The organism is Acidobacteriota bacterium (assembly GCA_012729555.1).
GTDB lineage: Bacteria > Acidobacteriota > UBA6911 > UBA6911 > UBA6911 > UBA6911.
Window position 1 is genome coordinate 1 of sequence record JAAYCX010000063.1, and the last position, 12,480, is coordinate 12,480.

13 protein-coding genes are annotated in these 12,480 nt (G+C 61.2%); 12 read left to right on the forward strand and 1 reads right to left on the reverse strand.

All coding sequences use genetic code 11. The features are described 5' to 3' along the window. The first annotated feature begins 615 nt into the window (after positions 1–615). From GXY47_12045 to GXY47_12100, 12 genes are all read left to right on the forward strand, one after another. Positions 616–1,953, forward strand: a complete 1,338-nt coding sequence (locus GXY47_12045; GenBank protein NLV31872.1) for a hypothetical protein — start codon at positions 616–618, stop codon at positions 1,951–1,953. Between the two features lie 812 nt (positions 1,954–2,765). Beyond that, positions 2,766–2,993 (forward strand): hypothetical protein, encoded by a 228-nt coding sequence (locus GXY47_12050; GenBank protein NLV31873.1) that lies wholly within the window; start codon positions 2,766–2,768, stop codon positions 2,991–2,993. Between the two features lie 225 nt (positions 2,994–3,218). After that, positions 3,219–3,650 carry a hypothetical protein gene (locus tag GXY47_12055; GenBank protein ID NLV31874.1) on the forward strand — a complete coding sequence of 144 codons (432 nt, stop codon included), beginning with the start codon at positions 3,219–3,221 and terminating at the stop codon, positions 3,648–3,650. A 393-nt stretch (positions 3,651–4,043) separates the two neighbouring features. Beyond that, positions 4,044–4,790 carry a methyltransferase domain-containing protein gene (locus GXY47_12060; GenBank protein NLV31875.1) on the forward strand — a complete coding sequence of 249 codons (747 nt, stop codon included), beginning with the start codon at positions 4,044–4,046 and terminating at the stop codon, positions 4,788–4,790. A gap of 79 nt (positions 4,791–4,869) precedes the next feature. Further along, a complete protein-coding gene (locus tag GXY47_12065) occupies positions 4,870–5,412 on the forward strand; it encodes a flavin reductase family protein (GenBank protein NLV31876.1) in 543 nt (180 codons plus the stop codon). A gap of 207 nt (positions 5,413–5,619) precedes the next feature. Then, entirely contained in the window at positions 5,620–8,076 is a 2,457-nt protein-coding gene (locus GXY47_12070; protein NLV31877.1) for a PAS domain-containing protein, read from the forward strand. A 75-nt stretch (positions 8,077–8,151) separates the two neighbouring features. Beyond that, positions 8,152–9,144 (forward strand): hypothetical protein, encoded by a 993-nt coding sequence (locus GXY47_12075; protein ID NLV31878.1) that lies wholly within the window; start codon positions 8,152–8,154, stop codon positions 9,142–9,144. 110 nt (positions 9,145–9,254) lie between these two features. Continuing rightward, positions 9,255–9,503 (forward strand): transcriptional regulator/antitoxin, MazE, encoded by a 249-nt coding sequence (locus tag GXY47_12080; GenBank protein NLV31879.1) that lies wholly within the window; start codon positions 9,255–9,257, stop codon positions 9,501–9,503. Further along, positions 9,504–9,839 carry an mRNA-degrading endonuclease gene (locus GXY47_12085; GenBank protein NLV31880.1) on the forward strand — a complete coding sequence of 112 codons (336 nt, stop codon included), beginning with the start codon at positions 9,504–9,506 and terminating at the stop codon, positions 9,837–9,839. A 129-nt stretch (positions 9,840–9,968) separates the two neighbouring features. Beyond that, positions 9,969–10,346 carry a hypothetical protein gene (locus GXY47_12090; protein ID NLV31881.1) on the forward strand — a complete coding sequence of 126 codons (378 nt, stop codon included), beginning with the start codon at positions 9,969–9,971 and terminating at the stop codon, positions 10,344–10,346. A gap of 29 nt (positions 10,347–10,375) precedes the next feature. Next, entirely contained in the window at positions 10,376–10,885 is a 510-nt protein-coding gene (locus tag GXY47_12095) for a GNAT family N-acetyltransferase (GenBank protein ID NLV31882.1), read from the forward strand. Then, the gene (locus GXY47_12100; GenBank protein NLV31883.1) at positions 10,882–11,907 is read left to right on the forward strand and encodes a hypothetical protein; all 1,026 of its coding nucleotides are present in this window, start codon (positions 10,882–10,884) and stop codon (positions 11,905–11,907) included. The genes GXY47_12095 and GXY47_12100 overlap by 4 nt, the downstream gene beginning before the upstream one ends. On the opposite strand, the gene GXY47_12105 is transcribed toward GXY47_12100, so the two are convergent. Further along, positions 11,834–12,460, reverse strand: a complete 627-nt coding sequence (locus GXY47_12105) for a 5-formyltetrahydrofolate cyclo-ligase (protein NLV31884.1) — start codon at positions 12,458–12,460, stop codon at positions 11,834–11,836. The genes GXY47_12100 and GXY47_12105 overlap by 74 nt on opposite strands. Between the last annotated feature and the right edge of the window lie 20 nt (positions 12,461–12,480).

Genomic DNA, 12,480 nt, shown 5'->3' on the forward strand with positions numbered 1-12,480 from the left:
AGGGTACGTCGCGAGGCGGCGCAGGTGGGCGTGGATACAAGGCGCGAGCCGGGAGGATTCCGCAGGCGTACTGGACGGTACGTCGAGGAATCCGACCAAGCGTAACGCAGTAGACATGCCCGATTGCACCGACGCAGCAGGAGCTTCATGAATAATGCGGGCTAACTACCCGCTTAAGCTGACGGCGCGAAAAGCACGCGCCGCAGCTTAGCGATACGATGGCGCGGACGCTACGCGCCGCGCCATCGGAGCGGCGGATATCATCCGCATGCTGCCCGGCGCTGGGCGCCGGCCATCATGCGGATTCAGCGGACAAATCCTCCGGCAAGCAAGCTTGCCTCCGGATTTGCCGCTGATCCGCCGCTCCGTTATACGGCGCGGACGGACTGTCGCGGTGGCCGCTTGCGTGCCCGAAAGACGGCGGTCTCGGGCGGCCCACTGGTGTGAGGATAGATATGCAGCTCTCCAGCAAACTCCTGCTTACATGCATGCTCATTGCCGTACCAGTTGCCGGACAGGAGGCACTGCCGCCCATCGTGACAGGCGAGAGTTTTGCCCTTGAGTCACGAATCCTGAACGAGGCCCGGCAAATCTATGTGGGCATGCCACAGTCCTATGGCGAAGGAACAGAAAGCTACGGGGGTTCTTTACGTGCTAGACGGTGAAAGCCATCTTCATCACACAATCGGCACGACCCGTTTTCTGGGAGGATTCCCTAACGATGCGATACCGCCACTGCTGGTGGTGGCGATTGGCACTACGAATCGCATGCGCGACCTGACGCCGCCCTCGGAGACGCTGGCTGGTTCCTTTTTGTCGCAAGGAGGCGCAGGCCAGTTCCTGCAATTCATCGTTGAAGAGCTAAAGCCTCGGATAGACAAGGATTATCGTACGACCGGATACAGTGTGCTGATAGGGCATTCGTTGGGCGGCCTGTTTGCGATGTACACGTTCGTTAATCGTCCCGGATCCTTCGATAGCTATCTCTTGATCGATCCGAGCCTTAATTGGAATGATCAAGAGTTGGTGTCGGAAGTCGAGGCGTTCCTAGATCGCGATCAGGACATGAACGCCTCGCTCTATTTTGTAACGTCGAGCGACGAGGACCCCGCGCTCGACGGATTGCGCGAAACCGTTGGGATATTGGAGATGGGGGCACCAGATGGACTTCGGTGGGGCTACAATCCGCTCGTGCGAGAAGAGCATGGCACCGTCGCCCTTCCCGGCATATACAAAGGCCTTCAATGGATCTTTTCGAACTGGAGAGTAGCTCCAGAGACTACCTTTAGCGATTTGCCCGCCGAGGAAGTCTTGACGGAAATCGACGAACTGTATAGGAGCAGTGGCGAACAATTCGGAATGGAGCGTGCCACACCGTACCTCGCATTCGAGTCTCTCTTGGGCTACCTGCTATCAAATAACCGCTTGGACGAGGCGGCGACGCTCACGCTGCGCCACGCTGATCGATATCCGCTCTTGCATAACGTCGTTGCGGGAATCGCAGGAGCCTATGCCTCCAGGGGGGATGACGAAGCGGCCGCAGAGTATTTGTTAGCAGTGCTGGACGTAGCACCGGACAACGAGACAGCCATAAGAGTTCTTGGGGAAAAAGTGTCTTTGGCACAAGAGAGTAATATGACGGGAATATTCAGCACTTTCCGTCTCAGCGATAAGTCAGGTGACATGTCCGGCGCGGAGATTCACGTTGTCCCCAATCCCAGAGGATATTCGGCCATTGTGCAAGCTTCCGAAGGAGCGCCGGGATTTCCGGAGGTAGTTAACATCTTGGTTAAAGGTACAAATATCGTATTTTTGATACCTGAGGATTCTGCTTCGGGTTTTGAGCCCGGGAAGTACATTGGAACCGTAACAAAAGAGGGATTGAAGCTGCGAGGTCCCAAAGGCATCTACGAAAACTATTTCATGCCTCGAAAACACAGTTATTGGGAATGAATGCCTAACTATGGCATTCAGCTGCCGGCGCAAAAAGCGCGCCGCAGCTCAGCGGAACAATGGCGCGGACGCTACGCGCCGCGCCATCGGAGCGGCGGATATCATCCGCATGCTGCCCGGCGCTGGGCGCCGGCCATCATGCGGATTCAGCGGACCAATCCTCCGGCAAGCAAGCTTGCCTCCGGATTTGCCGCTGATCCGCCGCTCCGTTCGGCGGAAATGAGTGAAGCGATGAATTCATCTAGGATGAAGAGGGTCGTGGCGCTTGCCACCATCGTTCTAAGTAGCGCTTGTGTAGGTCCATTTTCCGAGTTGTATGAGAGTCAATTCCCTGATGCCAATGTCGCGAGGGCCGCTGACCCCAGCGGATGGATACCGGACATTCTGCCGACTGATGCCACGAAGATTCGTGAGGTACACAAGATCGACAGTATCCGGACTTGGGGATGCTATAGTACCGGGAATCCCGACGCAGTTCGCGCATTATTGATTTCCCAGAAGGCGCGCATCGTTCCCGGACCGATTGGCAATCGTCCTAGCGAACTGTTCCGCGACTTCTCATGGTGGCCTGACTCGATGAGTACGGGGAGGGTGGAAGCGTGGGAGTTCGCCGAACCTCCGGCCTGCTCCTTGTGCGCGGACAGCGTTGTCCGGGTAGGAATCGAGTCTACAGATGGGCGAGTGTGTTTTCACCGCGGTTTTGCCGCGAATCCTAGCTGCTGATGGGCAACCCGGCGCGCTACTCGCTCAAGCAGGCGGCGCAAAAAACGCGCCGCAGCTAATCGAGGCGTTATGCCGACGAGAGCAACATCATGGATAACAGCAATTCCTTCCATTACGACGTCGCGCTTTCACTTGGGGGGCCGGACCGCGAAAGCGTCGATGCCATCGCCCGTTCGCTGCAAGGACGCGGGGTCAGGGTGTTCTACGATGAGTTTGAACGAGCGGCTCTATGGGGGAAGGATCTTCAAGAGCACCTCGTGAATGTCTACATGCGGTGGGCGAGATATGCAGTCGTGTTCGTCTCCGCCGCTTACTAAGACAGGGTGTGGACTCGTCACGAGCTAAAGGCTGTCCTTGCCCGGGCCATGATAGAAAGACAGGAATATGTCCTTCCCGTTCGACTCGACGACACGGTCCTAGACGGCTTGCTGCCTTCGATTGCCTACAAAAATGAGTCTGACAAACCACTAACAAGAGCTATTTCAAATCGTGTTGATATTCTCGTAAAATAGCTGGAATAACTGGATCTCGGGAGCGTACCGATGCTGCTTCCCCCGACCGACTATCGGCTGGGGCCGAATGGGCAAAGAGCGCTTCAATGGATCAGCTGTAACCATGGGTATCAGGAAAAGGAGCAAAAATCTATGTTCTGCCCGAAATGCAAATCAGAGTTTGTGGATGGCATCAATGAATGTCCAGAATGCAGGGTGGGGCTGATTGAAGAGTTGCCGCCCGATCCGAAGCCACCGAGGCCCGAGCTCTCTGATTACGCAGAAGTTCTTGTAAATCCAAGCCCTGGAGATGTAGCGATCCTAAAATTGATTTTGGATAGTAAGGAAATCAACTTCTTCATCGAGGGCGAAAATGCCCAGATATCGTTTGCCACACCAAAGCTTATGGTGCGGACCGATCAGGTGGAAACGGCAAGGGAATTGATCAAGGGTTTGAAGCTGTCGTGCACGGGATGCCCATAGGTGATCGAAAGGCATGGCAAAATTGTCACAAAAAGCATCCAAGAACCTCGAGTGTCGGCTGACAAGATAGGAGCTCGAAAATGGACGTCCTCGGATTTATCTTTGGAATCATCGCGCTCAGCGTCGCCAGCGCGGCGCAAGCGCAGATTGCGGCCCTCAAAACGGAGGTCGAGACTCTCAAGGCGGCCCAGCAGAAAGGGACGGAATGACGTGGCGCAGGTTTCCCGACCCATGTTGCGAGCCGGCGCATTTCAGGCGTGACGCTCGAGGGAACCGGGCACGAGTTCCCGCGCGGGGACCGGGAGAAACGCACCGAGGCGATCGTTCGGCATACGGCCGGAGGGCCGCCACCGGCGGACGAATTTTTTTTCACCCTTGAGGAGATTTCATACAGTGGATATACCGCGGATCTTCACCATCACCGAAAGCGCCCACCGGATCCATAACCCGTTTACGGCCGAAAAGCTCGCGACTCTGGGCGCGGCGCTGCGGCTGGAAGCGGGAACCAGCGTGCTGGACCTCGGCAGCGGCTCGGGGGAGATGCTGTGCACCTGGGCGCGCGATTACCGCGTCGTCGGCACCGGCATCGACATGAGCCGGCTTTTCACGGAGCAGGCGCGGGAGCGCGCCGAGGAGCTCGGTGTCGCCGACCGGGTCAGGTTCGTCCATGGCGATGCCGCCGGCTACGTCTCCGGCGAGAAGACCGATGTGGCCGCCTGCCTCGGCGCCACGTGGATCGGCGGGGGAGTGGCCGGCACCATCGATCTTTTGGCGCGGAGCCTCCGCCCCGGCGGCATCCTCCTCGTCGGCGAACCCTACTGGAGGCGGCTGCCGCCGACGGAAGAGGTCGCAAAGGGGTGTCTTGCCGGCTCGATTTCCGAGTATCTCCGGCTTGCTGAACTGCTCGCTTCTTTCGGGCGCTTGGGCTATGACGTCGTGGAAATGGTCCTGGCCGACCGGGAGGAGTGGGACAGGTACGAGGCGGCCAAGTGGCTCACCATGCGCCGATGGCTCGAAGCCAATCCCGACGACGAGTTCGCCGGGGAGGTTCGGGCCCAACTGGCCTCGGAACCGGAGCGGTTCGCCACCTATACGCGCGAATACCTGGGCTGGGGGGTGTTCGCGCTGATGGCGCGGTGATGGGCGGCGTCGCACGCCTTGACGGTACCGGGTGAGCCTGTCGGGACCGTCGGGTTGGGGAGAACAGGGAGATACGATCATGCGTCAGCTGGAATTGGGCAGGGCCTTTACCTTGATGGAGTCGGGACCCGTAGTGCTCGTGACGACTCATGACGGGAAGAGGAACAACATCATGACCATCTCTTGGACCATGGTGATGGATTTCACTCCCATGTTTGCCATCACGACGGGCGAATGGAATTACTCGTTCGCGGCCCTGCGAAAGAACAAGGAGTGCGTCATCGCGATTCCCGCGGTCGACATGCTCGACAAGGTTGTGGGTATCGGGACCTGTTCCGGGGCGGACACCGACAAATTCGCCAGGTTCAAACTCACTCCCGTGCATGCGAAATTGGTGGCGGCCCCCCTGATAAGGGAATGCATGGCCAATATCGAGTGCAAGGTCGTCGACTTCGTTACGGGGCATAACATAGTCGTGTTGAAGGGGGTTGCCGCCTGCATCGATAGCGAGCGCAGGGAAAAGCGCGGCATTCATGCCGTCGGTGACGGCACGTTCATTGTCGACGGGCGCCGGATTGACCGGAAGCGGATGATGGCCTCCAAGCTTCCCTACGGCCTCTGACATCCCCCGGCTCCCAACGAAGGAAGCCTGGGATCCCGCCACGCTTTATCGGTTTCCTGTATCGCCGAGTCAGACACCGGGTGCCGTCAATCTCCTTGCAGGCGGCGAATAATCCGGGATAATGGAGTGCAGACAAGGTCGTTACCGTCTCTTTTCAGGAATGCTCATCTGGCCGTAACCGAATCTGACTCGTTCCAGGGGAAGCGCATGCCCGGGAAACCGACATACGGTGATCTGCAGCGGAAAATTGCCGAACTGGAAGCCCGACTACGCCTGGCTGAGATCGCCGACCGGAAGCGGGCCGAGGATGCCGTTCACAAGGAGCGCCGGAGGCTTGAGACAGTCCTCGAAAGCATCACCGATGGATTGTTGGTACTGGACGGCGATTGGCGCTACACGTACGTGAGCGAGACCGGCGCCAGGATGATAGGCATGCGCCGCGAGGACCTGATCGGCGGCTGCGTATGGGATCTCTTTCCCCATGCCAAAGGTACGAAGTTCTACGAGGGATACCACCAGGCCGTCACGACCGGTCAGCCCGTCCACTTCGAGGAGTTCTACCCCGAACCTCTGAACCAGTGGCTGGAATGCCACTGCTATCCCGGCGAAGAAGGCCTGGCCGTCTATTTCCAGGACATCAGCAGGCGCAAACTGGCCGAGGAGGCGCTGCGGCAGAGCGAGGAGCGCTTTCGGATTGCGCAGGAGCTTTCACCGGACGGATTTACGATTCTCCGGCCGGTACGCGACGAGCAGGGGCACATCATCGATTTCCAGTGGATCTATGAGAATGCGGCAATCGCGCGCCTGAACGGCACCGACCCCAATGAGGTAGTGGGGCGGAGGCTGTCTGAAATTCTACCCGGGCACCGCCATTCGCCCTTCCACGAAATCTTTCAACGGGTGGCGGAAACGGGTGAAGCCGGCATTCTGGAAGCACCTTACCAGGGCGACAGCATCCCCGCCCTGACGTGGTTCCGAACGGCCGTGGTTGCGATGGGAGACGATATCGCGGTTTTCGCGCAGGATATCACCGTACGCAAACAGATCGAGACGACGCTTCGGGAGAGCGAACAGCGGTTGACGGCGCTGGTGCAGAATGCGCCTGTCGGAATCGTGATTCATGGGCCGGACGGCCGCCTGGCGCGCAGCAATCCCGAGGCCCGGAGATTGCTCGGGGTTTCGGAGACGGAAGCGATCGGAAAGGAGCTGGAGGATCCGGCGTGGAGATTTTTGCGCGAGGATGGATCGGTCATGCCGGTCGAAGAGTATCCCGCCGCACGGGTATTGGCGGGGCAGGCGCCCCTCGAAGGCCTGGTTCTCGGCATACAGCGCGGCAATCCGGAGGACCTGGTCTGGGCTCTGGCCAACGGCTTGCCCCGCATGGCGGATGACGGCAGTGTGGCCGAAATCATCATCACGTTTACAAATATTTCCGACCGCAAGCGGGCCGAGGAGGCGTTACTGGAGGCAAACGCCACCCTGGAGCGCAAGGTGAAGGAGCGCACCGTGGAACTTGTCCAGCGGGCGGATCAACTCCGTGCCCTGGCGGGTGAACTGACGATTTCGGAGCAGCGGGAGCGGAGGCGCCTGGCAAGTTTCCTGCATGACCACCTCCAGCAATTGCTTGTCGGGGCCAAGTTTCGCCTGTCGGTGCTTGGCAGGAGCGTGGAGAATGCGGCGAAACCGGCTGCCGGGGAAATCGAAGCTCTGATCGATGAATCCATCAAATCCTCCCGGTCCCTGACGGCGGAACTGAGCCCCCCGATCCTCCACGATGCGGGGCTGAATGCCGGCCTTGAATGGCTGGGCAGGCGCATGGCCGATACGCAAGGGCTCTTCGTGGATCTGAAGACCGAACCGGTCGGGTCTCTGCCGGACGACCTTACCATCCTGCTTTTTGAAGCGGTTCGGGAATTGTTGTTCAATATAGCAAAACACGCCGGCACCCATTCGGCCTGCGTCAGGCTAAGTCGGATCGAGGAATCCCTGCAGGTGATCGTGTCCGATCAGGGCGTTGGCTTCGATCCGAATGCACTGCCCCCGGCAGGCGAAGGGGGGAGGGGATTCGGGCTGTTCAGCATCCGTGAGCGACTGGAACTTTTCGGGGGGAAGCTGGAAATCGACAGCGCCCCCGGCCGGGGCAGCCGATTGGTCATTTCCATGCCGATCACCAGCGTCGGGCCGCAATCGGACCCATTCGCGGAATTGCCGAAGGAGGGTGCTCACAATTTCCTGCACCCACACGTTCCCGGCAAAAGGATCCGCGTATTGCTGGTCGATGACCACGCCGTCGTGCGACAGGGAATTCAAAACCTGCTGAACGACGAGCCGGATATCGAAGTCGTGGGCCAGGCGGCGGATGGGCACGAGGCCGTCAGCCTTGCTTCCAAATTGCTGCCGGATGTGATTCTCATGGATATGAACATGCCGAAACTGAACGGCGTGGAGGCGACGCGCATCATTCACAACAAGTATTCGGAGATCCACATTATCGGACTGTCCATGTTCGAGGAGAGTGAAAAGGCTCAGGCCATGCGCGACGCCGGTGCGGCGAGTTACCTGACGAAAAGCGGACCGGCCGGGGACCTGATCCAGGCCGTCAGGAGAGCCGCTGCCGCTTCCCCGAAGGGGGCTCCCCCGGGGGGGGGAATCGTTGGCAGTTGAAGGGTTGTCCGCGCGTTTGATTGCTTTTTTATCTGGTACCGCTCGCGGGAATGTTGTGGCGTGACGGGGGTATGCATGACCTGGTTTGAAACACTCACCGGCTTTTCCGAGCAATCCCCGCGGCAGGTCCGGACCAATCTGTCCGTTGACGGTAATACCCTGAAATCGCACGTGAACGGGAGGGCATGGGTTTGCGGTGAACTCGAAACCCCTTCCCTGGCGGAGTTGCGGGAACGGGCCCGGTCGGGTGGCCGCGGATCGGGGCGATCGTCGGTGCGGGAGGTCGTTGCCGATGTCCGGCATCTGCATGTGGACGAAGCCAATGCGGGAGCGCTGTTTCAGGTCGCCTCCCAGTTCAACCTCCTGGAGATGGTGGCTCCGGGAGTGACGCCGGAGCAGGGGGTCGGGATCTACGAGCAGGACCGCACCCAGGGGCCGGCATGCGCCATCGCGGCGGGCGCCGGTACCATCTATCGAAACTATTTTGTCCCGGTCGACGGACAGGTGGGCCAGTCCGCGGACAACCAGATCGATTGCCTTGCGGGTGTCGCGGCGGCGCTCGGGAATTCCGGGAATCGACTACTCGAGATGGTCAACGGCTACGCCATGGCGTCGCACGACGGATTGGTCGAGATTGCGGGAAAGCTGCGGGCGTCCGGCGAGGGGGAGAGGGACAGGATACGCCAAAGGCTCCGGATCGGCATTCAGTGGAACACCCAGGTAACCCAGAACGACTGCCGGCACCTGGTCACGCAAGCCTACTGTTCCGCCTTGCCGGTGGCCTATGCGCGGCATGCGCCGGAACTCTGGGAGGACTTTGCGCGGCTCGTACTGGAGGCGGCCTATGAGGCGACCCTCTGTGCCGCGGTCTGCAATGCGGAGAGAAATGGCGACAGCAGGGTCTTTCTGACCCATCTGGGCGGGGGGGCGTTCGGGAACGAAACCGATTGGATCCTCGGCGCCATCGATCGTGCCCTGAATCTCTACGAGGATGCCGGCCTGGACGTGGCCATCGTAAGCTATGGCAGACCCAGCCCGCGCGTAAAGGATTGCGGTAGGGCAAGTTAGGGAGACGTCCATGAGGAGACCTGTCGTTCGCATATCGCTGATCGTCGCGCTGGCGCCTTGACGCACCCTGCGCCTGAGGGATATACTATGGATATACATGGGGGCGGGTCATGGTCACTAAAATCCAGAAGTGGGGAAATAGTCATGGATTGCGTCTGTCCAGGCAGGTGCTTGAAGACGCCCGGCTTTCCCCGGGCGAAAGCGTCGAAGTCACCGTCCGGGACGGCCTGATTGTCATCGCTCCGGCAAGACGGGTTCGGGGAAGACTCAATCTGGAAGAGCTCGTGTCACGCATACCCGAGGACTACAGGGCCGAAGAACTGGATTGGGGCAGCCCTGCAGGCGGAGAGGTCTGGTAAGTGAAGGCCCATATCCCCCAGAAGGGCGATTTCATCGCCGTCACGTTCGATCCCCAGGCGGGGCATGAACAGAAGGGACGTCGTCCCGCCCTGGTGGTGAGCAATACCCTGTTCAACGAACGGACGGGTCTGGCCATCGTATGTCCGCTCACCACGACCGACCGTGGTTACCCTTTTCATGTGGCGATCATCCGTAACCCCGATGTCAAAGGATTCGTGATGGTGGAGCAGGTCAAGTCCATCGATTATCGTGCGCGTCAGGTGAAGCTCATCGGAAAGGCATCGGACGAGCTTCTGGGTGAAGTCCTGGCGCTACTCGATGCCTGCATCTACTGAAGGTCGATCGGCTGTGCCCGTCACGGCGCGGAAGACACTTCGCCGCCAAGGTCGAACGGGGGGCGCACCGGCGGGGGAGGTCCGGGACCGGGGTATGGATGGCGCCTCCGTATCGGGAGAAGACCATCCATGAAACGCAGCCGGGGTGCCGCCGGGAGCATCGACGAGTACATTGCCGGCTTTCCGCCCGAGGTGCGGGAGGCGCTGCGGCAGATACGCGCCACGATTCGGGAGGCCGCCCCGGATGCCGAGGAAGCGATCCGATACGGGATCCCGACCTTCGTCCTGAAGGGGAACCTCGTGCACTTTGCCGCGTTCAAGGAGCATATCGGGTTCTATCCCACGCCCTCGGCGATCCGGGAATTCGAGCGGGAGTTGTCCCCGTATCCTCGAGCCAAGGGCTCGGTGCGCTTTGCCATCGACCAACCGATGCCCCTGAGCCTGATCCGGAAGATGGTGGCGTTCCGGGTGGAGGAAATTGTCGGGGTCTCGGGCTCCGGACGATAGCCGGGCGCGGAAGAGGGGATATTGTGGAAATGGATACCGGACGTCTGAGGATTATTCCTTTTAGCGAGGAAATCATTCAGGCCGCGATGGAGCGGGACCGGGAACGGCTGACCGCGTTGGGCATCGGTGCCGACGAGGAATGGCCGGAACCGGATCTGGTCGAAGCCTTGCCGCATTTCCGGCGACTGATCAGGGATCACGGGGTCACGGGATTCAACGGCTGGTTGATCCTCGACCGACGGACTCGGGAAATCGTCGGGAGCCTGGGGTTTATCGGCGAGCCGGACGAGAAGGGTTCGATCGAAATCGGGTTCGGCATTGTCCCGGGCAAAAGGGGTCAGGGGTACTGCGAGGAAGCGGCACGCGCCCTCATGGGGTGGGCCGAAGGCCGGCCGGGTGTCCGGTGGATCACGGCCCGCTGCGGCGAGGACAACGGGAAATCGATCGGGTTATTGAGGAAGCTCGGCTTCAGGGAAATCGGCCGGGAAGATGCGCTGATTGAATGGAAATGGGGCGGTCGCGAGGGGGAGGTTTCATGACTCTGGAGGATTCGCTCTGCGGCGACAAAAACCCGGTGGTCGCCTACCGGGCGCGGCGGCTGCTGGCCGGCGACCCGGAAGGTTCTCCGGGGATGCGGCGGCTGCGCCGGGCGATCGGATCGTCCGATATGGCGCACAGCCTTCTGCGGGCGCTCGAGATGGAGCGGTTCAACCCTTACCGGAAGTGGCAGGGGCCGCACTGGACCCTCTACTCGCTGGCCGAAATCGGGTACCCGGCCGGGGACCTACGGCTGCTCCCGCTCAGGCGGCGGGTGATGGAGTGGATGTTCGCGCCGGCTTTCCTGAAGCCGCCCTGCAGCCTGATCCTCCCCGAACAGCCGGAGCGGCCGCGGCGCTGCGCCTCGATGGAGGGGAACGCCATCTGGGCGCAGCTCCTCCTGGGCATCGTGGACGAGGAGCGGGTGCCGCTGCTGGTCGACCGCCTGGTCCGGTTTCAGTGGCCCGACGGGGGATGGAATTGCGACAAGCGCACGGCGGCGCATACCTCCTCGGTGCAGGAGACGCTGATCCCGCTCCGGGGACTGGCGCTCTGGGCCCGCACCCGGGGGGATGCGCGGGCGGCGGAGGCCGCCGGGCGCGCGGCGGAATTCCTTCTCGGGAAACGGCTGCTCTGGCGCCGGCGGGACGGCGCCCCGATCGTGCCCGACTGGGGCGGCCCCGTCGACAGGATCCACTACCCCATCCGCTTCTACGACCTGCTCGGAGCCCTCGTCGTGATGGCGGAACTGGGGAGGATCCGCGACCCGCGCTGCCGCGACCCCCTCGACCTGCTCGAGAGCAAGCGGCTCGAGGACGGCACCTTTCCGGTCGAATGGACCAATGTCAAAAGGGCGGAGCGGATCGAGAGCCGCGGCACCTACGCCGACTGGGGCGGCGTCCACAAGAGGAAGGGAAACCCGTTCGTCACCGTGGACGCGCTTTACGTGCTCAGGGAAGCGGGACGGACGTCAGAACGCCGCTCGGGGTCAGCACGAAGTCCATCCTCACGTCCGCCTCGTTGACCGGCACATGATCGACGACCTGGAAATCGTGGCAGGTGCCGATGGCCAGGGGACGGCGCGGAGGATCGATCGCGGCAAGGAAGTGGTCGTAATGCCCCTTGCCCCGCCCCAGGCGCGACCCGGCGCGGTCGAACGCCAGTCCCGGCAGGAGCATGACGTCGATGTCCGTGCCGGCGATCGGGGGGGACAGGAGCGTCGGCTCGTACAGGCCATAGGCGCCGAGCGCAAAATCGGAGACCTCCGCCGCGGTGTAGAATCCCATCCGGTCCTCGCGGAAGGCGGGAAAGCAGCACACGATTCCGGCCCGGGCGAACTCGGGGAGGCACGGGATGAAGTCGGGCTCCCCGCCGTCGGACACGTACAGCGCCACGACCGACCCGGGGCCGGGCGCAGCGATGGGGGGGCGGCCCGACAGGAGGGTATCGATGATCCCGCGGCCGGCCTCCATCCGCTCGCCGGGCGGGACGGCCGCACGCAGCGCGCGCATCTTCCTGCGCAGCTCCCGTTTTTGCTCCTGAATCGACTCGATCATGACCATGCCTGTAACTTCCATTGCCCCTCCCGCCCCAATCT